We start from the raw sequence: 18780 nt of genomic DNA, 5'->3' as shown, positions 1-18780 counted from the left end.
CTGCTCCCGTGCTGGCCGCCACGCCGGTCTTTCGGCAGATCGCGTCGAGCTGTCCCGGACATGGCGGTGCGCCGGACCGTGGTGACGGTCCGGCGCACCGGTGGTCGAGCAGGTCAGAGCATCCAGCGGTTGCGCTGCACGAAGGGCAGCTGCGCCCAGCGCCGGCCGAGACCCCAGGTGTGTCCGGCGTACGCGGCGGCCAGGACCACCAGCACCACGGCGTACATCAGGTGGGAGTCGACAACCGGGTTGGTCGAACCGGTCGGGTCGCCGGCGGCGTTGAACCGGGCCAGCGGGAAGTCGGCCAGCCACATCAGCGCCATCATCAGGCTGCCCGAGGCGGCCGCGATGCGCAGGCCGATGCCGGCGAGCAGAGCGACACCGATGGCGGCCAGACCGACCATGAACAGCAGGTTCGCCCACCAGGTGCCCGCGATCGAGTGGGCGATCGACTGGAACGGCCCGACGTCGACGTTGGCCAGGAAGCCCTTGGTCGGGGAGCCGCCGTTGATCCAGGCCCGCTCGGTCGGGGTCGAGTAGCCGAGGCCGAACATCTTGTCCAGGAAGGCCCAGCCGAAGATCAGGCCGGTGGCGACCCGCAGCACGGCCAGGGCGCGGGCGGCGGTGGTGGTCAACATCGAGCCGGGCATCTCCGCCCGCTCAAGGGGCCGCTCGATCGAACGCTGGGTGTTGTGGTGGATGGTCATCGTTGCCTCCGGTGTCTGTTTCCGTCACCACTACTGTCGCCCCGGAGGCGGTGCCGCCGCGCGGGCCGGAACACCCCAGGCCACCGGGACCAAGGTCCCGACCTGAGGGGGTACGTTCAGCCCCGGCTCCCGTACCGCCGTGGTGGCGGTAGGCGGCCAGCGGAGCGCCGAACCTGCGCGCCGGTAAGGTTCTGGCGTGCACATCCGGTTCGACGTCCCCGCGGATCCCGCCTATCCGGGCCGGGTGGCCGCTGCGCTCAGCGGTGACCGGCTACGCAGGTACGGCTACGCCGGCGCCGTGCTCACGGCGGTCGGGGCGATCGGGTTCGTCGTCTCCCGGGGGACCTCCTGGGGTGAGCTGATCTCGCCGTTCTGGGTGACGATGGCCGTGGGTGGCCTGCTGGCGATGCTCTACTGGCCGTGGTTGCAGTTGCGGGCTCGACGCCGCTCCAGCGGCTACGCCGTGGACGGCAGCTACGAGATCACCGATGAGCAGATCCTGATGCGCAGCGGTACGGAGTCCGGGGGCATCGCCTGGGACGGCGTCGCCCGGGTGAAGGGCACCCCGGATTTCTGGATCGTGTACGTCGGCGGGATGCCGGCGACCGTGATTCCGCGCTGGCTGATGTCCGCCGAGGACGCCGAGACGCTGCGCGCCTTCATGACCGAACGCGGGCTGCTCCAGACCCGATGACGCCACCGGGCGAGCGTCGACCGAGTACGGCGGCGGCAGCCGGTCAGCTGCCGGGCCGGCCGCGACGGGGTGGTTGGTACGGTGCGGGCTGTGCAGCCCACCCGGATCGGCTCCTACCGCATCGAGCGGCTGCTGGGGGTCGGCTCTTTCGCCACGGTCTGGCTCGGGTACGACGAGTCGCTCGACGCGCGTGTCGCGATCAAGGTGCTGGCCGAGAACTGGAGTCACGACCTGCGGGTACGCGAACGGTTCCTCCAGGAGGCTCGACTGCTGTGGCGGCTCGACCACGAGCGGCTGGTCAGCGTGCACGCGGTTGGCGCACTGGACGACGGTCGGCCGTACGCGGTGCTGGCCTGGGCGGACGGCGGTAGCCTGCGCGACCGCCTCGCGGACGGACCGTTGCCGGCAGCGCAGAGTGTCCGGCTGCTGCGCGAGGTGGCCGCGGGCGTGGCGGTGCTCCACGACAGCGACGTCGTGCACCGGGACATCACCCCGGGCAACGTGCTGTTCCGGACCCGCGCCACCGGCGAGGAACAGGTGCTCATCGCGGATCTCGGCCTGGCCAAGGCGCTCGCGGCCGCGTCCGGTCTGACCGCCCGGGCCGGTACCCCCGGCTACATGGCACCGGAACAGGACGATCCGCTGGCGATCGTCGACGCCCGTGCCGACGTCTACGGCCTCGGCCGTCTCGGTGTCACGCTGCTGGCCGTGCCCCAGGACGGGCAGCAGCCGTCGACGAAGTTCCGGTTGCGGCCGGAGGTGCCCTCGGCGGTTGCGGCGGTGTTGCGTACGGCGACCGCTGCGGTCCCGGCCGATCGGTACCCGGACGCGGCGGTTTTCGGCGCAGCGCTCGACAAGGCGCTCGCGGTGCCGTCGAAGGTGGCCGAGCCGGGCGTTCCCACGCCGCCCCGGCGCCGTCGCCTGGCAATGGTGAGCGCGACGGCGGCCGTCGCAGGTCTCACGCTCGCGGGAACCATCGGCGGCGCGGCCTGGGCATGGTCTCAGCGGGGTCCGCAGACCGGCACGGACCAGAGTGGACAGGTCAGCGTCACCCTGCCGGACGGTTGGCGCGTCACCGGTTCCGGCTGGTCGGGGCAGCGCAACGCCGACGGGGGGCTGGAGCCGGCGATGCTGATCTCGCCCGACCCGGACCGCTGGGCGTCGGACCCGGGTGTGCCGGGGGCGTTCGTCGGGGCGTCCGCTCAGCTGGCAGCTCGGACCACCCCGCGCCAACTCGTCACCGACCGGGAACACGCCCAGTGTGTGGCCTCGGGGGTGCGTACCACTCGCCAGGCCGACATCGACTGGGTGGTGGCGTCGTTCACCGGCTGCTCGCACGGCAAACCGGAGGTCATCGAGGCCGCAGGACTCACCCCGGACGGCAGTCGACTGGTGTATGTGCAGGTCGCGCCCCCGGCAGGCGGCGGGACGAGTTTTGTCGACTCGCTGCTTGCCGGGGTGCGCGTATCCGGGTGACTCAGGGCAGCGGCACCGGGATCCGGACCTGCTTGCCACCGAGCCGGCCCCACTCGATCTCGACCTGGCCGGAGTCGGGGATGTCGTAGACGAGGTACTGGCGGTCGGTGGCTCCGGCGGCGACGTTCGTGGTGCCGCCCAGCTCGGGGTAGTCGCCCAGCCGGTCGCCGTCGACGATCAGGTGGACGTCACCGCCGCTGCCGGTGGCGATGAAGCAGCCGCTCCGGTCGGCCGGCCCGGTGACCGCGAGCCCGAGGTGCAGCTTGAGCCGGCCGGCCTCGGCCTGCTTGGTGGTGTGCGACCGGCCGTCCTGGTCGAAGCCCACCCAGTGGGCCAGGTACGCCTCCTCCACCTCGACCTTCAGCGGGCAGCCGCTGTTGCCGGTGAGCACGGTGCCCGGTGAGGCCACGGTGATCGGCTTCGGGTAGTCCGGTTCGATCAGGTCGCCGATCAGCGGCAGATGTTCCTGCCGGTGACCGGCCGGGCCGAACACCAGCGAAGCCCTCTCCAGGCTTGCCCCGGCGGGCAGTTCGAAGGCGTACCACCCGGTGGCGGTCGCACCGGGAGCGATCACGTCGGTCGCCGGGCTGCCCGAGGAGTCGAGCGGGATCAGTTCGTCGTCGGCGAGCGCCAGGAAGACACCGTCCTGGACGAGGAAGGTGGTGAAGTTGAGCTGGTTGGCGACCTTCACGGCAAGGTACGCGTAGTGGGCATCGCCGTACTCGGGGGTGCCGGTCGCGTCGCCGTAGCTGCGCGGGGTCTGCTGGGACACCTCCACCCCGGTCACGGTGATCTCGGCGTTCAGGTACGAGATCGACCGGGGGATGAAGCCCGCCAGCGGGACCGGTGCGCCCGGCGTCGGCGATGTGTCGGGTTCGGTATCGAGGTTTGCGGCGGCTTGTTGATCGTCGAGCGGGGCGACAGGTTCCTCGGTGGCGCATCCGGCAGCGAGCACCGGGATGGCCACCGCCAGAGCGATGGCCTGGGAGAGACGCCGGAGGGGTCGGCGAGGCATGCGGTCATCTCCTTGGGTCAGTGGATCTTCATAGTGTTGGTCCACTTCCGCGTCGGGATTGTTCGGTCCACCCGCTGTGACCTGGCCCTCAGCCCGTTGGGAGGCCGTTGAAGTGCTACCCGGCGTCGGTGAGTCGGGCGCGCAGCCGGCGCCGTCCCTCGTGAAGGCGGGACTTCACGGTGCCCTCGGGCAACCCCAGTAGTTGGGCGACCTCGCGGTAGCTCAACCCCAGCACGTCCCGCAGCGCCACCGGCTCTGCGAGGTCGGCGCCGATGGCGTCGAGTCCCTCCAACAGGTCCAGCCGGGTACCGGCGATCACGCTGGTACGAGCGGGATCGGCCCGGTCCGGAGGCAGGGCACCTACGGTCTCGACCATCCACCGGCGTCGCAGGACGTGATAGGTCGAACGGGACCGGTTGGCGGCGACCCGGTAGAGCCAGGTCCGGAAGGACGAGCGCCCGTCGAACGACCCGATGCCGGTGGCCAGCGCGAGCAGCGTGTCCTGGCAGGCTTCCTCGGCGTCCTCCCGGTTGGGTAGGAACCGCCCGCAGAGCCGGAGCACCTCCGGCCGTACCTGCGCGAGCAGCGTCTCCAGCGCGTCCCGGTCTCCGCTGGCGGCGGCTCGCGCCATCCGCTCGATCCCGTGATGATCATCTGGCATGCGGGAAGTGTATGAGCCGCCTCTGAGCTGGGCGAACGCCCTCTGAGGTGCCGAAGGTCAGGCAACTGTGACCGGACATACGACTAAGGCCGCTGATCGGGTTCCCCCTGAGTCAGCGGCCTTTTCGTGCTGGTCGAATCTGGTGCCCCCGGCAGGATTCGAACCTGCGCCCCCGCCTCCGGAGGGATGTGTTGCTTTCGGCCTCACCCCTCCCTTGAGCTGGGCCTACGCCAGTTGACGTGCCAGAGTTCGGGTGACTTGGGCACGTATATGGCGCAGAGAACGCGGGTCTCGCTGCCTGTGGTGTGCCCCCTGGCGGCCAACCGACCCCCGACAGCCCTTACGGAAGGAGTGGCGATCTTTGCTCCTTGAGTCGCAGGCCGTAACCTTTAGCGACTAGCGCGTGGCCAAGAACCTGCTAAGGAGTGCCGATGTCACGCACCTTCAGCTCTTCTTTTACCCACTACCTAGTGCCTAGCGAGCGTGCCGTCAAGACGGCACTTACCACTGGCATGGTCGTCTTTGACACGAACGTCCTTCTTTCGGCATACCGATTTGCTCCGCAAGCCCGCGAGCAATTGTTGTCCACGATGGATCAGCTGAAGGATCGGGTGTGGGTGCCACACAGGGTTGGTCTCGAATTTCACCGCCGCCGCCTTGACGTTATAGCCGAACAGCGTGCGGCGTACGAGACTGTATTGGGGCTGATCGTCAAACACAAGTCAGAGTTGAGCAAGGAGATTGGAGACTCAATTAGGCAACTTTCCAACAGGGCAGCGCTGACCGGGCAGGACAGGCTTGCTCTACTTGGCCAACTTGAAGACGGCCTTGAGCCGCTCAGGAAAATGGTCGAGCGATTGAATGACGATCACAGCGCCATCGAGATTCATGATGATGATCCTATCCTTCTACGCCTTCACTCGATTATCGGTGAGAACATCGGTGAGGATTTCCCGGCGGAAGCAAGGAAGGATGCCTTGCAGGAGGCTGAGCGCAGGAAGGTGGCAAGAATTCCGCCAGGCTTTAAAGATGCAGACAAGCCGGAATTCTACGGCGACTACTTTTTGTGGCGTCAGACCCTCGATGAAGCGAAGCGCCGGTCTGCCCAGCACCTCGTCTTCGTCACCAATGACCAGAAAGATGACTGGTACCTAAAGGTGAAAGGCAAACATATTGCGGACCCTCAACTCGCTCAGGAGGCTAGGGATTTCTGTAACGCGCAGCTCGTACTGATGAGTACGCAAACACTGCTGCATCACGCCAGGAAGTACCTGAACGCCGACGTTAGCAATGAGACTATCCGGCAGGCAGGGGAGCTGCGAGAAATCGAGTCCGCTCGGGAGGATTTGGCCGCGCTTGCAACGTGGATGCGCACAGCCGAGGAAGCGCTAAAGATCTCGAAAAGCGAAATGGCGGCTTTGTACGACCGGCTACAAGCTCTTCAAGCGCGTGCCTACGGCTTACAGACTGGCCTGAGCGACGTTAGCCCGATGGAGGCCAATCGGCGGCACGCCATGCTTGAGCGTATCAACACCGAGCATGAGAGAGTCGTTGCGCAAATTGCACTGAAGGAGCGGGAGCTGGTCGATTTAGAAGGCACGATATTGTCGGCCCGGGAAAAGCTTATCCATCTTCGCCATCAGTTGGGCGAGCCCGGACCGAACAGTCCAGGCTATAAGGGAGAGTAGAGAATAGCTACCTCGAATTCCCTTGCGGGAGTCGGAAGAGTCAACCGACTGGACGACGGACGACGGTCATCGGATCGGCAATGGGCAGCTTCCGATTCACGGATGTGGCGGACGCGCAACGTTCTATAGTGGGACTCCTATGAATGGCGATTCCGCACGAGGCCAGAGCGTGGCATTAGCGGCGGCTGGAAGGTCTGCCGCCTTGAAGCGCCACCGCTGCGCGGAAATCACTCCGCTGCTAGCCTGCCGAGTTCACGCGGCGTTGAAAGAGTGCTCCCGATCCTCTATGCGCAAGCTCAACGATGCGGACCGGAGTAAAGCCCTGCCTCTCGTAGTAGCTGTGAAGCGGGATATTGGTCCGCCAGGCGTCAAGCCTTAGCCAGCAGCGCCCCTTTGATGCCGCAACCTTGGCCGTCCAATCTAAAAGCGCAGCGCCAATTCCCCCGCCAGCCCTGGCCCGGTCTACGACCATACGATGCACATATAGCGCATCGGCGGGTTCATCCTCAGGCCGCCAAAACTCCGGATCGGCGTATTCGTCAACTGTCACCATTCCCACCAGTCCGGCGTCATCTTCTGCGACGTAGCACTCGCCCTGCTTGATGGAGCGCATGAACCTTGGGTGCATCTTCTCCCGCGTATTGTTTGCCCACTGGTCGGTGCCCTGGCCGATAAGCCATCGCTGTGCACTCTCGTACAGATCTAGGAGCCGTTGGGCATCATCTGGGGTAGCGGCGCGTATCCGTAACTCACTCATCGCCGTCCACTGTTAACCCATCCCGTTCGTAGACGATGACATGCCGATCACCCGGCAGGATGTTTACCACGACACGAACGGGCGTGCCGTCGGGGCAAAGCCCCGTGCAGATATGACAGGCGACAGGAGTTCCGGGGGTCAATTCGAGGCGTTGCACCTCTTCCGGCGTTGGCATCCGGAGGTAGATCTCATCTAGCGCCCGCACCTGCGGATAGCCATGATCGGCGAGCACTTGATTGGCGCCGCGCGCGATGTCGACAGGGTGCATGATCTCTGTACTCTGCACTAGGTGCAGCGGATAGTAACTGTCGTTTGTGTTGAATGGCTCGCCGTCGAGGTAGCGCACTCGGCGGCGCACTAGCGCCAACTCGCCTGCTTCAAGCCTTAATCGCTGCATCACGTTGGGGGGTGGGCTTACGATTGCAACATCAATCGTCTGGCGAGGCTCACGACCGTCCGCAGAATGCTCAGCCATGAAGCGGTCCATTTCCGGAGTCTTTGGCTGCGGCCGGAACTCCGTCTGGGGCCGGTAAAAAAGCGGTTTGCGATGTCTGACGAAGTAGCCTCGCGGCGCTTGCGGAACGATCAGCCCCTCATTGATAAGGGCTGTTAGCGCCTGCCGGACCGTTGCACGGGCTACGCCATACTGCGCCGTAAGGTCCGCCTCCGTGGGTAGCCGGCTGTCGGCGGCCAAGGTGCCGTCCGCGATCTTTGACCGCAGGTCTTCGGCGATCTGAGCCCACACCGACACCCTGCCCTGCCTCGCTGCGGCCATGCCGCCCCCTCTCGCGCTCACATCTGTCTAGACAGTTTAGGCAAGACCCTTGACACCCGCATCGGCCGCCTGGCAGCCTGTGCCCAGAGTCATTGTCTAGTCAGTATGGACGGACTCGACATAGCTGGTGGTCGCCGAGGAAGGCAGCGCTTGCGCTGCGCGCCTACGAGCCGCCGTGTCTGGTCGTACCGCTGAAAACTGCATCGGGTTGCACCTCCCACCGAAAAGGTCGCCTCGCACGGCTGAGGGCCGTGCATCTCTTCCACCTGATTCGCGCGGCGGCGCGGGCTTTGGTCCGTGCCGCCGCGCTTCACCCGTTCGTACCTATCACCGGAGGTTCCCCGTGAGGAAGCACCTCGCTCTCGTCATCGCCGAGCCGACCGCGGCCGACCTGGCCGCGATCGACACCGAGTGGCCGCTGATCGCCGCCGAGCTGGACGTGTTGGACGCGCAGATCACCCTGATCTACGCCGAAGACCACGGCGGACCGACCGCCCTGGACTGGCGCAGGCTGCGCCGGGCTGAGGCCCGCGTGACCCGTGCCGCCGCCGAGGTGGCCACCCGCACCAACGACCCGCAGCGCGCGGCCTGATGTCGCGCATCCGTGCCGCCTACTACGACCCGGACGGGACGAAGTACGGCATCCCGACCTACTGGTGGCGCGGCGCACCTGCCGGCTACGCCACCCGCCGTCAACTCCGCGCCGCCGGCCTACGCCCCGGTGGCCAACCCATCGCCGCACAGATCCTGTGGCGCGGCGTCGGCGGTACCCGCACCGCCTACCTGTACCGGCTGGATTTGGCCCGGCCGAAGCGCACCGCCACCCCCGCGCAGCTGCGCGCGATCCGCGCGGCGTTGACCGCCCGCCGTACCTGCCGTGTCTGCGGTGTGGTCCGGGCGTACTGCATTCCGCGCTCGCTCGGTGAGTGCGTCGACTGTGCCTATCCCGAAGGAGAGTCCGCGTGAACAGCCCCCGTAAGACCCGACGTGCCGTGATGGCCGAGATCCTGCTGTTGGCCGACCCGGCGGAGATCCGCACCCACACCGACGGCGTAGCCCTGGCGGTGTCCTTCGACCGCATTGCCGAACTACGGTCCTGGCTTCACCTCGCCGGACTCAACACCCCGGACACGCTCACCGCCGAGCACACCGGCACCACCGACGACGGCCGCCCCTGGCAGGTCATGTACGCCTACCCGACCCTGCACGGGTGGGAGATCTACGCCCACGCCAAGGAATACACCACCGGCCCCGACCTCGACCCGACCACCATCGACCGGCTCACCGCGCTGGCGGTGGCCTGATGACCGCCCGGACGTTCACCCATCCCTCCGTGCTGGCCGGTATCACCGCCAGAGCACCGTGGGCCGATCCGACCATGAACCCCGCCGACATCGACTGGACGGCACGCCGCGCCGCCGCCGCGATCCCGTTCCCGCTGGTCGACGGACGGCCGGTCAACCCGTACGCGCCAACCGGTATCCGACACGGCCGCAACGAGCTCGGCCATTGGGGTGAGCAGCAGTGCGCCGACGCGATCGTCACCGCCGTCGACACCGACGACACGCGGTGGCTGCTGCTGATCGAGCGCAGCGACGGGCACGGGTGGGCGCTGCCCGGCGGCTACGTCGATCCCGGCGAAGACCCCACCACTGCCGCGTTCCGTGAATTGGCCGAGGAAACCGGCCTGACCGCTGACCCCACCGACCCGTGGGTAAGGACGCTGCCGGCCCGCTACGTACCCGACCCCCGCGCCTCCGACGAGTCGTGGATGGTCACCACCCCCGTACGCATCGACCTCGGCCGAGGCTGGCACACCCCACCACCGGTGACCGGCCGCGACGACGCCCGCCGCGCCGCCTGGCTCCCCGCCACCGACTACGCCAGCCTCACCGCCCACCTGGCCGACACCTACGGCGGGCAGGTGTTCGCGGCCCACCGCGACTTGATCGCCGACATCCTCACTCACTGACCGGGAGGACACCCCGTCATGACTGCCCCCACCCTCAACGGCACCCGCTACCCACAACCCATCGAAACGCTGTTGCCCGCCGCCCGCGCCCTGGACCTGCCCGACGGGCAGGAGCTCCCGTCACGCAACCGGCTGATGCGCGAGTTCCGCATCGGCGCACCGAAGGCCGACGAACTGCTGGCCCGACTGCGAGCCGAGCAGACCCACACCGACACCGAGGCACCGGCCGTACCTCGGTTGGACTACGCCGAGCCGATCGGCCCGGACCCGGCACCGGTACCGGCCGTACCCGAGCACACGCCACCGGCCACCGCCCCGCCGATGATCGCGCCGCCCGCGCCGTCGGCCGAGGCCACGCCGGTCGGTCACCCGGACACGCCCACCCCGCCCACGCCGGTCAAGCCGATTCGGCCGGTGGTCGCGTGGCCGGTGGTGCTGCTGGCCCTGCCCGCGTTCGTGGCGGTGTGGTCCGGGTGGGTTGGACTCGGTGGACTCACCGGGTTCGGGGTGGTGCACCCGCTACCGGGTATCTGGGACAGCTTCCAGATCAACACCGCGATCACCCTGCCGATCGGTGTCGAAACGTACGGCGCGTACGCCCTGTACGTGTGGCTGTCCGGCCGGGTACCGGACCGGGCGCGCCGGTTCGCGAAGTGGTCCGCCATCGCGTCGCTGCTGGTCGGTGCGGCTGGGCAGGTTGCCTATCACCTGCTGGTAGCGCCGCCCGATGGTGCTCCGTGGTGGATCACCACTGCCGTTTCCGTTCTGCCTGTGGCCGTGCTTGGCATGGGCGCTGCTCTGGCTCACCTTGTGCGAGAGGACCACTGACCGATGACTAACCCCGCTGATCTGCCGCCGGCCCGCCGCCCCGCCGGCCGCGTGTGGCACCTGTTCAACCTGCTGGCCCTGGCCAACCTGGTCCTGATGGTCACCGCCGACGACACCGCCGGCCGCGTGCTGCACGCCATCGGCACCGCCGCGTTCGCGGTGGCCGCGATGGCGACCCGGCCGCCCCGACCCGGCGCCCGTCCTTGACCCCGCCCGGCGGCACGGCCCCTGGCTTCCCAACCTGCGCCGTGCCGCCGGCCCCTACCGATCCGACAGACCGTTGGAGGAACCCCCATCATGACTGCCCCCGATAACGACCGTTTCGACTGGCACGCCACCGAAGACGACCTCACCATCGGCCCGGATGCCGAGGTGGTCGACCTCGATGACGCCCGCGCCCGTCGTGCTCCCCGTCCCCGCCCACCGGCCGACCCCGACCCCGACACCGCCGACGCCGAAACGGTGGATGACGGACCGGAGCGGGTCGGCGGGCCGGTGGACATGGCCGACGACATCCCGGCCGAAGTGGTGGCCCGGCAGCGTGAGCGTCGGCCGATCCTGGCCGAGTGGGCGCGTTCCGGCCGTGCCCTGCGCGCGGCAGTGAAGCATCAGAGCAAGGACGCCGGCTATGTGGTCGCGTATCACGGTGTCCGGTTGCCGAAGTACGCGGTGAAAGCCCTGGCATGGGCACCGATCGGCGCGGTCCGCAGCATCGGCCAAGCCCTGCGCTGGGCCGCCGCCGAGGAAGGGAACTGGCACCTACGACAAGCCGCCGCCTCACGCGGTGACGCCGACACCTGGTTGAAGCTCGACGCGCGCCGTCAGCGCCAGTCGGTGTGGCGGTGGTGGGTGCTCGCGGCCGGAACCGCGGGCACCGGAACCGGCATCATCGTGCTCGCGGCCGGGCCGGGCTGGTGGTCGGCGGTGGCCGGCGCGGTGGTGGTGCCGTGGCTGGCCACCCGAGGCCGCCCGGCGGACCGGCCGATCACGGACCGGGTCACCGAAGGCACCCGCTACCGCAAGCTGACCGCCGACCTGGTGCGCCGCGCCCTCACGTCGCTGCAAATGCCCGCCATCAACTCGGCGGTGGCCAAAGACCCGAAGGCCATCAGCTTCCCGGTCGACATCCATCGGGACGGCCCCGGCCATTTGGCCATCGTGGATCTGCCCTACGGGGTGGAGGCCGCCGAGGTGGTCGCCCGCCGGGGCAAGCTGGCGTCGGCGATGCGGTTGCCGCTGGATCAGGTGTGGCCCGAACCCGCCCCCGGTCACACGGGCCGCTTGGCGTTGTGGGTGGGGTATGAACCGGCGTCGCAGATGAAGCAACCCGCCTGGCCGCTGCTCAACGCCGGGGTGAAGGTGGACGTGTTCAAGCCGTTCCCGTTCGCCACCACACCCCGCCTCGACGTGGTGAGCGTGGACCTGATGTTCCGCAACTTCCTGTTCGGTGGTCAGCCCGGTAGCGGGAAGACGTTCGCGTTGCGGGATCTGATCCTGGCCGCCGCCCTCGACCCCCGCACGGAGATCCGCGGCTACGAACTCAAGGGCGTCGGTGACTTCGCCGTGTTGGAACCGGTCATGGCCGAGTACGGCAACGGCTTCGACGACGAAACCCTCGCCCGCTGCTTCGCCTTCATCGAGTGGCTGTACGAGGAATGCCGCCGCCGCTCCAAGCGCATCGAGCACTACGCAAGGCTCGGCAAGGCACCGGAGAACAAGGTCACCCCCGAACTGGCGTCGCTCAAGGGCTCGGGGCTTCACCCCCTGGTGGCGTGGTTCGATGAGCTGCAAGAGCTGATGACCAGCAAGTACGGCAAAGACGCCGGGGAACTCCTAGAAAAGGTCATCAAGCTCGGCCGGGCGTTGGGTGTGATCATCCTGATCGGCACGCAGATCCCCGACAAGGACAGCCTGCCGACCGGCATCACCCGCAACGTCAACTCCCGCTTCTGCCTCAGCGTCGCTGACCAGACCGCCAACGACATGATCCTCGGCACCTCGGCGTACAAGAACGGATACCGGGCGACCGTGTTTCAGCCGGTCATCGAAGCCGGGTGGGGCATCCTGCGCGGCTTCGGGCCGAAAGCGTCGGCGGTCCGGTCGTTCTACGTCGACACCACCGCCGCCGCCCGCATCGTCACCCGCGCGGTAGCGCTGCGGCAGACCGCCGGGACGCTGACGAAGCCGGACGAGCAGACCCGCGACATCGCCCCGGTCGCCGACGTGCTCGGCGACCTCGCCCGCGTGTGGCCAGGCGACGACAAGTCGGCATGGAACGAAACGCTGTGCGGACTGCTCGCCGAACTGCGACCCAACGTCTACGGCGGATGGGAAGCCGCCCAGCTCACCACCGCACTCAAACCCCACCCCGCCGTCAAGGTCGCCGACGTGGGCCGCCGCATCGACGGCAAGCCGGTCACCCGGCGCGGCATCAAGCACACCGACCTACTCGCCGCGATCGCGGAGCGTGACCGCAAACGGTCCGCCGGCTAACCAGCCGCCAGAGTGCTAGCGCTAGCGGCCCGTACTGCTAGCGCTAGCACCCCCGCTAGCACCCAAACCGAATCATGAGCTGCCCTCTAGCGGATAGCAGCTCACAGCCCCACACGCCCAAAAACCGGCCCAGGAGGCTGCCGTGGACCCCCTGACCCTCGCCGCTATCACCCTCGCCACCATCCCCACACTGATCACCCTCGGTTACGGCGTCCTGTGCTGGGTCAGCCCGTTCAAAACCTGCCAACGCTGCGCCGGCACCGGGCAGACCACCACCCGGTTCCTGCGCCGGCCGCGTGCCTGCCGCCGCTGCGACCGGGGCACCAGGTTGCGCACCGGACGGCGCATCTACAACGTGGTTCACCGGCTACGCGCTGAGGCACACCGATGAACCGCCGGACCGGTCACACCGACTGGTGCGGACGGGACCACCGCTGCAACCTCAACGAACACCGCTCCCCGGAAATCGTGGTCGACATCCCCGGCCGGGCGCGTGCCGTGCTCGTGCGCGTGCGGACCACCGCCGGCCGCGACCACGCCGAAATCCGCATCCGGGTCGCCCTCGCCCCGACCGAACCCGCCGCACGGCGTCAGCTGGTCGGACTGCTCGGCGACCTGCGGAACGCCGTCACCCGCGCGGCCATCGCGGCACGGCCCCGACCCCGGCGGGCCGCCTGATGGCCGGACCGCGCCGCGACGGTGCTTCACCGCGTGACGGCCGGCTGTCCGGGTTGGAGGTCTGGCTAGCCGGCACGCTGGCCGAGCTGGACGCGGCCACGGCCGCGCTCGCCGCTGCCGGGCGGCTCGCTCAGCGCGGTACCCGCCGCCCGCTGGCCGGCGCCGATGCCGGCCGATACCGCCTGTACCTGCGGCTGTCCGTCGCCACCGCCGCACGGCGGCCCGGCGGGATTCCCGACAACGCCGACGCGGCGCTGATCGACCTCGACACGGCCCGCGCCCAACGCCATATCGCCTGATCAGGAGGCACCCATTGCCTGACCTGCTCCCCGCTGCCCTGCGCTACGCCGAACACGGGTGGCCAGTGTTCATGCTTGGCCGTTCCAAACGGCCCGTTGCCAACTGTCCCGACTGCCCGAAGGCGGACGAAGACCCGACCCACGATCAGGACGCCTGCCCGTGCCTGACCTGCCACGGCTTCTACGCCGCGACCACCGACCCGGCGCGGATCGCCGCGATCGTGGCCGCCGTACCGTGCGGGCAACTCGCCTTGCGCACTGGCACGACGGCCGGGGTGGTGGTAGTCGATGTCGACCCGGCGCACGACGGAGCAGCCACCCTGGTACGGCTCATCGCCGCTGGTCTGATCCCGCCCACGGCGCGGGTCCGCACCGGATCGGGTGGCCTGCACCTGTACTACCGGCACCCGGGCCGCCGGGTGCCGTGTAGCCAGGGCAAGCCCGGTCAAGGACTCGGCCCCGGCATCGACGTGAGGGCAGACGGCGGCTACGTCGTTCTCCCACCATCGGTGCATCCACGTACCGGACGGCCCTACCGGTGGATAACGGGCCAGCCCGTGAAGGAGATGCCCCCCGCCCTGCTCACGGCCTGCCTACCGCCGCCGGCCCCGCCCATCCCGGCCGCGACCGGCCCGACGCAGCTACGCGAGGCGGGGGGCATCTCCCATCCAGACCGCCTCTTGGCCGTGCTACTCGACCGCGTGACCGGCGCCCCCGAAGGCGCCCGCCGCACCACCCTCTACGGCGCCTCCCGGGGCGTGGCCCGGATGGTTAAAGCCGACGCCATCGACCACGCCGACGCCATCGCCGCCCTCACCGACGCCGGCCGCCGCGCCGAGCAGACCGACCGCGATATCCGCGCCGCCATCCGTGGTGGCTTCCGTGCCGAAGGAGTCGCCGCATGACGCCCGCCCGTCTGCACCTCGTCAACCCCGACCACCCGCACCCCGACGAACAGCCGGCCACCGGCGGTCCGCTGTGGGACGTGCCCGTGCCACTGACCGGCGCCGCCACCGCAACCCCGCCGTTTCCGGTCGACGTGTTCCCGACCTGGCTGGCCGACATGGTGACCGGGGTGGCCCGGTTCACCGCCACCGATCCGGCCATGGCCGGCACCCTTGCCGTAGCCGCCCTGTCTGCGTGCGCGGGTGGGCGGTTGGAGGTGGAGCCGGTGGCCGGGTGGCGGGAACCGGTGAACATCTTCGCCGCCGTCATCGCCGGCCCCGGTGAACGCAAGAGCCCGGTACACCGCGCGATGACCGCGCCCCTGTTCGCCGCACAGTCCACCCTCGCTGACGCGATGCGGCCCCGCATCGCTGAGGCCGCCGCCCTACGCGACATCGCCGACCGGCAAGCCGAGCAGGCCAAAGCCGCCGCCGCGAAAGCCACCGACCCCGGCAAGCGCGACGACGCCACCGCCGATGCGGTGGCCGCCGCTATCGCCGCCGAGGCCATCACCGTTCCCGGCCTGCCGAAACTCATCACCGACGACGCCACCCCGGAAGCGCTCATTAGCCTGATGGCCGCCAACGGTGGACGGATGGCCATCATCAGCGATGAAGGCGGGATCTTCGACACGCTTGCCGGCCGCTACTCCGGCGCTCCCAACCTTGACCCGTACCTGAAAGGCCACGCCGGGCAGCCGATGAGCAACGAGCGGACCACCCGCGAAGGCGCCGCCGTCGACAAGCCAGCGCTGACCGTGTGCGTGATGGCGCAACCGGTGGTGCTGCGCCAGTTCGGCGGTAACGCCGGCCTGGCCGGGCGTGGCCTGCCGGCCCGGTTCCTGTTCGCGCTGCCCGCGTCGATGGCCGGATATCGGCCCGTGGACACGCCCCCGGTGCCGGAACAGGTGGCAGCCGGCTACCGCCACCGAATCCACGACCTGGCCGCCACGTTCGCCGAGTGGGAAGACCCGGCCGTCGTCGTGCTCACCGAGGACGCCGGGAAGGTGCGGCGGGCCGCCGCCGAGCAGGTCGAAGCCGAGCTACGGCCCGGCGGAAGCCTCCACGACATGCGCGAATGGGGCAACAAGCTGTCCGGCGCAACCCTGCGGCTGGCCGGGCTACTGCACGTCGCCCACCACCCCGCCGACGCATGGCGACGCCCCATCGACACCCACCGCATGACCGACGCGGTACGCCTCGCGGATTTCTTCGCCGCCCACTACCGGGCCGCTGTCGCCACCATCACCGCCGACGCCACCGCCGAAACCGCCCGCCGTGTCCTGGCCATCGTCACCGCCAAGGGCATGACCACCTTTACCCGCCGGGAACTGCACCGACGCTGCCACCGGCAACTGCCCCGCGCCGCCGACGTGACCGCCGTCCTGGACGTGCTCACTGCCCACGGCTGGGTCAGGAGCAACGACGGGGGCGGCTACGAAGTCCACCCCCGCGCCGCCGAGCTGGCCGGCGGGGGCGGTGACAGCGGTGACACGGTGACAACCCCGCCCGCCGGCCACGTTTCCGCAGCTCACGCCACCTAAAACCCTGTCACCACCCCCCGGTGACACCCCGGTGACAGCGGTGACACCCCCGGCGGCTGTCACCGCTGTCACCACCTGTCACCACCCCACGGTGACAGCTTCAAACACCCGCTGACCAGCACAAACACCCGGCCAGTAGCCGGACTGTCACCGTGTCACCGCTACTCGGCCCCACACCGCCCGCACCGGGCCGTCAGCCACCGACCGGCACCCCGGAAACGGCCCGCTCAGAGCCACACAGACGGTTCGGCCCCATGCCTTGCACCAACCCTGCCCGGATCTTGCGTCTACGGCGCTATCAGCGGGTCGTCCTACGCCCCTCTGTGGCGATGCCTCCCTGTTCCTCCATAAGTGACCGCCAGCGACCGAAAGGCCCTCAGCGTGCGAATCAGGCTGCACGGCACCCCCGCTGAAACAGTCGCAGCCCTGTCCGCTATCGCCCAAGTGCTGCACATCCGCCACGTCTCCCGGCCCTACCCCGACCGCCGATCCCCGATGTTCCAGCGCATCTACCTCGACGCCACCCCGAGGAAGGACGCCCGCCAATGACCGCGCCACCTCGCCCCAAGAAGGGGGCACCTCGTTCCGCCCGCCACCTCACCGTTGCTGACGTTTGCGATGACCTCGACATCAGCCGGTCGACCTTCTACGACTGGCGGGCGAAGCGGAAGGGTCCGCCGTCCCGCAAGCTGCCGAACGGGGAGATTCGGATTGACCGCAGCGACTACGAAACCTGGCTTGAGTCGCTCTACGAGGAGGTCGCTTGAACACAAGCTATGACGTACGTATCTGGTCAACCCAAACCTATGAGGGGAAAAGGGGGAAGACCTATCGTGTTCGCTGGCGGGTGGCTGGCCGGCAACACAAGGCGGTCTTCAAGACTAAGGCTCTTGCGGACGGTTTCCGATCGGAACTGATCACCGCGACCCGCAAGGGTGAGGCTTTCGACATCGAGACGGGCCGCCCTCTTTCGATGCGTTCGACGGCAACTGTCAGTTCCTGGTACGACCTGGCCTGTTCGTTTGCCGATATGAAGTGGCAGCATGTGGCCGCCACGACTCGCCGCACTCACGCGGAAGCACTGACCGCGCTTACCGTGCTCATGCTGACCAGCACAAGGGGTCGCCCGGACGGCAAGATACTGCGCTACGCCCTGGGTCGCTGGGCATTCAACACCCCGCGCCGTGAGGCGGAGGACGTTCCCGAAGATGTCCGGGCCGCTCTTGAATGGGTGAAGCGGAACACTCGTGACGTGGCGGCTTTGGGTCGCCCCGAGATTCTGCGCCCGGTGTTGGATGGTCTGACCGTTCGGCTTGACGGAGCGCCGGCCGCACCGAGCGTTATCAGCCGTCGCCGGAAGATATTCAACACAGCGATCGAATACGCGGTTGAGAAACGCCTGTTGCCGGCAAACCCGCTGCCGCAGCTGAAATGGAAGCCGCCGAAAACCGTCAACACCATTGACCGCCGGTCAGTGGCCAACCCGGTGCAGGCGCGAACGCTCCTGGAAGGAGTCAGGGAACAGGGCCGCATCGGGCCGCGCATGGTCGCCTTCTACGCCTGCCTGTACTACGCGGCAATGCGGCCTGAGGAAGCCGTCCGCCTCGCCAAACCGAACCTGCACCTACCCGAAGAAGGGTGGGGCGAATTCACCCTCGACGGAGCGGAACCGCACGCGGGTCGGGAGTGGACCGACAGTGGGAAAAATCGGGACAGTCGCCAACTCAAGCAACGGGCGAGAGGGGAGACGCGAACGGTTCCCTGCCCACCGGAACTGACCGCAATCATCAACGCGCACGTCGAACTGTTCGGGTTCGGTCCGACCGGTCGGCTGTTCGTGGGGGAGCGCAACAAGGACGAGTTACCCAAGGGCACAATCAACCGCGTGTGGCGGTGGGCACGGGCCGCCGTGTTCACGCCCGAGGTCTACGCCTCGCCGCTGGCCCGCACGCCGTACGACCTGCGGCACGCGGCGGTGTCGACCTGGCTCAACGGGGGAGTGCCGCCGACTCAGGTAGCCGAGTGGGCCGGACAGTCGGTGGAGGTGCTGCTGAGGATCTACGCCAAGTGCCTTGACGGCGGTGACGCGGCCCTGCGGCAGCGCATCGAGATGGCGCTAGGCCACGGCTGACCCGCGCCCAAACTTGGGCACGTATATGGCGCAGATGACCGCCACGGGCCGCTGACGGCCGGACACAGCCGGACACACGACTAAGGCCGCTGACCGGGTTCGTCCTGGTCAGCGGCCT

The 18780-nt window shown here is 68.5% G+C and carries 23 protein-coding genes; 18 read left to right on the top strand and 5 right to left on the bottom strand.

Annotated features, from left to right (window positions below):
- Window positions 1-113 precede the first annotated feature (113 nt).
- Window positions 114-650 carry a hypothetical protein gene (locus tag AB0M35_RS22240; RefSeq protein ID WP_363747606.1) on the bottom strand — a complete coding sequence of 179 codons (537 nt, stop codon included), beginning with the start codon at window positions 648-650 and terminating at the stop codon, window positions 114-116.
- Window positions 651-903: 253 nt separating this feature from the next.
- Between AB0M35_RS22240 and AB0M35_RS22235 the strand changes: the two genes are divergently transcribed.
- Window positions 904-1401, top strand: coding sequence for a YcxB family protein (locus AB0M35_RS22235; protein WP_363747513.1), 498 nt, complete (start codon window positions 904-906; stop codon window positions 1399-1401).
- A 90-nt stretch (window positions 1402-1491) separates the two neighbouring features.
- On the top strand, window positions 1492-2877 hold the full coding sequence (locus AB0M35_RS22230) for a serine/threonine-protein kinase (protein ID WP_363747511.1): 1386 nt from the start codon (window positions 1492-1494) through the stop codon (window positions 2875-2877).
- Between the two features lies 1 nt (window position 2878).
- On the opposite strand, the gene AB0M35_RS22225 is transcribed toward AB0M35_RS22230, so the two are convergent.
- Together AB0M35_RS22225 and AB0M35_RS22220 are read right to left on the bottom strand one after the other, a co-directional pair.
- On the bottom strand, window positions 2879-3892 hold the full coding sequence (locus tag AB0M35_RS22225; protein ID WP_363747509.1) for a hypothetical protein: 1014 nt from the start codon (window positions 3890-3892) through the stop codon (window positions 2879-2881).
- A gap of 115 nt (window positions 3893-4007) precedes the next feature.
- The gene (locus tag AB0M35_RS22220; protein WP_363747507.1) at window positions 4008-4553 is read right to left on the bottom strand and encodes an RNA polymerase sigma factor; all 546 of its coding nucleotides are present in this window, start codon (window positions 4551-4553) and stop codon (window positions 4008-4010) included.
- Between the two features lie 431 nt (window positions 4554-4984).
- Between AB0M35_RS22220 and AB0M35_RS22215 the strand changes: the two genes are divergently transcribed.
- The gene (locus tag AB0M35_RS22215) at window positions 4985-6241 is read left to right on the top strand and encodes a PIN domain-containing protein (RefSeq protein ID WP_363747505.1); all 1257 of its coding nucleotides are present in this window, start codon (window positions 4985-4987) and stop codon (window positions 6239-6241) included.
- A gap of 238 nt (window positions 6242-6479) precedes the next feature.
- On the opposite strand, the gene AB0M35_RS22210 is transcribed toward AB0M35_RS22215, so the two are convergent.
- Both AB0M35_RS22210 and AB0M35_RS22205 read right to left on the bottom strand, forming a co-directional pair.
- Complete coding sequence (locus tag AB0M35_RS22210; protein ID WP_363747503.1) at window positions 6480-6998, bottom strand: GNAT family N-acetyltransferase; 519 nt, start codon at window positions 6996-6998, stop codon at window positions 6480-6482.
- Window positions 6991-7773, bottom strand: coding sequence for a GntR family transcriptional regulator (locus tag AB0M35_RS22205; RefSeq protein WP_363747502.1), 783 nt, complete (start codon window positions 7771-7773; stop codon window positions 6991-6993). The genes AB0M35_RS22210 and AB0M35_RS22205 overlap by 8 nt, the downstream gene beginning before the upstream one ends.
- Window positions 7774-8116: 343 nt before the next feature.
- Between AB0M35_RS22205 and AB0M35_RS22200 the strand changes: the two genes are divergently transcribed.
- The 15 genes from AB0M35_RS22200 to AB0M35_RS22130 all read left to right on the top strand — a co-directional run bounded on the left by AB0M35_RS22200 (window position 8117) and on the right by AB0M35_RS22130 (window position 18662).
- The gene (locus AB0M35_RS22200) at window positions 8117-8365 is read left to right on the top strand and encodes a DUF6284 family protein (RefSeq protein ID WP_363747501.1); all 249 of its coding nucleotides are present in this window, start codon (window positions 8117-8119) and stop codon (window positions 8363-8365) included.
- Window positions 8365-8739 carry an RRQRL motif-containing zinc-binding protein gene (locus AB0M35_RS22195; protein WP_363747499.1) on the top strand — a complete coding sequence of 125 codons (375 nt, stop codon included), beginning with the start codon at window positions 8365-8367 and terminating at the stop codon, window positions 8737-8739. Before AB0M35_RS22200 ends, AB0M35_RS22195 begins: the two co-directional genes overlap by 1 nt.
- A 29-nt stretch (window positions 8740-8768) precedes the next feature.
- Window positions 8769-9077 (top strand): hypothetical protein, encoded by a 309-nt coding sequence (locus tag AB0M35_RS22190; protein WP_363747605.1) that lies wholly within the window; start codon window positions 8769-8771, stop codon window positions 9075-9077.
- Window positions 9077-9745, top strand: coding sequence for an NUDIX domain-containing protein (locus tag AB0M35_RS22185; RefSeq protein WP_363747497.1), 669 nt, complete (start codon window positions 9077-9079; stop codon window positions 9743-9745). The genes AB0M35_RS22190 and AB0M35_RS22185 overlap by 1 nt, the downstream gene beginning before the upstream one ends.
- 18 nt (window positions 9746-9763) lie before the next feature.
- Window positions 9764-10573 (top strand): ABC transporter permease, encoded by an 810-nt coding sequence (locus AB0M35_RS22180; protein WP_363747496.1) that lies wholly within the window; start codon window positions 9764-9766, stop codon window positions 10571-10573.
- 3 nt (window positions 10574-10576) lie between these two features.
- Window positions 10577-10780, top strand: a complete 204-nt coding sequence (locus tag AB0M35_RS22175) for a hypothetical protein (RefSeq protein ID WP_363747494.1) — start codon at window positions 10577-10579, stop codon at window positions 10778-10780.
- Between the two features lie 90 nt (window positions 10781-10870).
- Window positions 10871-13066: a cell division protein FtsK gene (locus AB0M35_RS22170; RefSeq protein ID WP_363747492.1), complete on the top strand. Its 2196-nt coding sequence runs from the start codon at window positions 10871-10873 to the stop codon at window positions 13064-13066.
- A gap of 142 nt (window positions 13067-13208) precedes the next feature.
- Window positions 13209-13457 carry a hypothetical protein gene (locus tag AB0M35_RS22165; RefSeq protein ID WP_363747490.1) on the top strand — a complete coding sequence of 83 codons (249 nt, stop codon included), beginning with the start codon at window positions 13209-13211 and terminating at the stop codon, window positions 13455-13457.
- On the top strand, window positions 13454-13744 hold the full coding sequence (locus tag AB0M35_RS22160) for a hypothetical protein (RefSeq protein WP_363747489.1): 291 nt from the start codon (window positions 13454-13456) through the stop codon (window positions 13742-13744). Before AB0M35_RS22165 ends, AB0M35_RS22160 begins: the two co-directional genes overlap by 4 nt.
- Entirely contained in the window at window positions 13744-14043 is a 300-nt protein-coding gene (locus tag AB0M35_RS22155) for a hypothetical protein (protein ID WP_363747487.1), read from the top strand. Before AB0M35_RS22160 ends, AB0M35_RS22155 begins: the two co-directional genes overlap by 1 nt.
- 14 nt (window positions 14044-14057) lie before the next feature.
- On the top strand, window positions 14058-14948 hold the full coding sequence (locus AB0M35_RS22150) for a bifunctional DNA primase/polymerase (protein ID WP_363747486.1): 891 nt from the start codon (window positions 14058-14060) through the stop codon (window positions 14946-14948).
- Window positions 14945-16531 (top strand): YfjI family protein, encoded by a 1587-nt coding sequence (locus AB0M35_RS22145; RefSeq protein ID WP_363747484.1) that lies wholly within the window; start codon window positions 14945-14947, stop codon window positions 16529-16531. Before AB0M35_RS22150 ends, AB0M35_RS22145 begins: the two co-directional genes overlap by 4 nt.
- 381 nt (window positions 16532-16912) lie before the next feature.
- Complete coding sequence (locus AB0M35_RS22140) at window positions 16913-17080, top strand: hypothetical protein (RefSeq protein WP_363747482.1); 168 nt, start codon at window positions 16913-16915, stop codon at window positions 17078-17080.
- Window positions 17077-17298 (top strand): helix-turn-helix domain-containing protein, encoded by a 222-nt coding sequence (locus AB0M35_RS22135; RefSeq protein ID WP_363747480.1) that lies wholly within the window; start codon window positions 17077-17079, stop codon window positions 17296-17298. The genes AB0M35_RS22140 and AB0M35_RS22135 overlap by 4 nt, the downstream gene beginning before the upstream one ends.
- A complete protein-coding gene (locus AB0M35_RS22130; RefSeq protein WP_363747478.1) occupies window positions 17295-18662 on the top strand; it encodes an integrase in 1368 nt (455 codons plus the stop codon). The genes AB0M35_RS22135 and AB0M35_RS22130 overlap by 4 nt, the downstream gene beginning before the upstream one ends.
- The last annotated feature ends 118 nt before the right edge of the window (window positions 18663-18780 follow it).

The organism is Micromonospora sp. NPDC051196 (assembly GCF_040682415.1).
Taxonomy (GTDB): domain Bacteria; phylum Actinomycetota; class Actinomycetes; order Mycobacteriales; family Micromonosporaceae; genus Micromonospora.
This window is presented reverse-complemented; position numbering and strand designations above follow the sequence as displayed.

Excerpts from the sequence above, each read along its gene's own strand:
- AB0M35_RS22225 (WP_363747509.1), bottom strand. The coding sequence starts at position 3,892 with ATGCCTCGCCGACCCCTCCGGCGTCTCTCCCAGGCCATCGCTCTGGCG.
- AB0M35_RS22180 (WP_363747496.1), top strand. The coding sequence starts at position 9,764 with ATGACTGCCCCCACCCTCAACGGCACCCGCTACCCACAACCCATCGAA.
- AB0M35_RS22220 (WP_363747507.1), bottom strand. The coding sequence starts at position 4,553 with ATGCCAGATGATCATCACGGGATCGAGCGGATGGCGCGAGCCGCCGCC.
- AB0M35_RS22195 (WP_363747499.1), top strand. The coding sequence starts at position 8,365 with ATGTCGCGCATCCGTGCCGCCTACTACGACCCGGACGGGACGAAGTAC.
- AB0M35_RS22215 (WP_363747505.1), top strand. The coding sequence starts at position 4,985 with ATGTCACGCACCTTCAGCTCTTCTTTTACCCACTACCTAGTGCCTAGC.
- AB0M35_RS22160 (WP_363747489.1), top strand. The coding sequence starts at position 13,454 with ATGAACCGCCGGACCGGTCACACCGACTGGTGCGGACGGGACCACCGC.
- AB0M35_RS22135 (WP_363747480.1), top strand. The coding sequence starts at position 17,077 with ATGACCGCGCCACCTCGCCCCAAGAAGGGGGCACCTCGTTCCGCCCGC.
- AB0M35_RS22205 (WP_363747502.1), bottom strand. The coding sequence starts at position 7,773 with ATGGCCGCAGCGAGGCAGGGCAGGGTGTCGGTGTGGGCTCAGATCGCC.
- AB0M35_RS22170 (WP_363747492.1), top strand. The coding sequence starts at position 10,871 with ATGACTGCCCCCGATAACGACCGTTTCGACTGGCACGCCACCGAAGAC.
- AB0M35_RS22240 (WP_363747606.1), bottom strand. The coding sequence starts at position 650 with ATGCCCGGCTCGATGTTGACCACCACCGCCGCCCGCGCCCTGGCCGTG.
- AB0M35_RS22175 (WP_363747494.1), top strand. The coding sequence starts at position 10,577 with ATGACTAACCCCGCTGATCTGCCGCCGGCCCGCCGCCCCGCCGGCCGC.
- AB0M35_RS22190 (WP_363747605.1), top strand. The coding sequence starts at position 8,769 with ATGGCCGAGATCCTGCTGTTGGCCGACCCGGCGGAGATCCGCACCCAC.
- AB0M35_RS22210 (WP_363747503.1), bottom strand. The coding sequence starts at position 6,998 with ATGAGTGAGTTACGGATACGCGCCGCTACCCCAGATGATGCCCAACGG.
- AB0M35_RS22155 (WP_363747487.1), top strand. The coding sequence starts at position 13,744 with ATGGCCGGACCGCGCCGCGACGGTGCTTCACCGCGTGACGGCCGGCTG.
- AB0M35_RS22145 (WP_363747484.1), top strand. The coding sequence starts at position 14,945 with ATGACGCCCGCCCGTCTGCACCTCGTCAACCCCGACCACCCGCACCCC.
- AB0M35_RS22185 (WP_363747497.1), top strand. The coding sequence starts at position 9,077 with ATGACCGCCCGGACGTTCACCCATCCCTCCGTGCTGGCCGGTATCACC.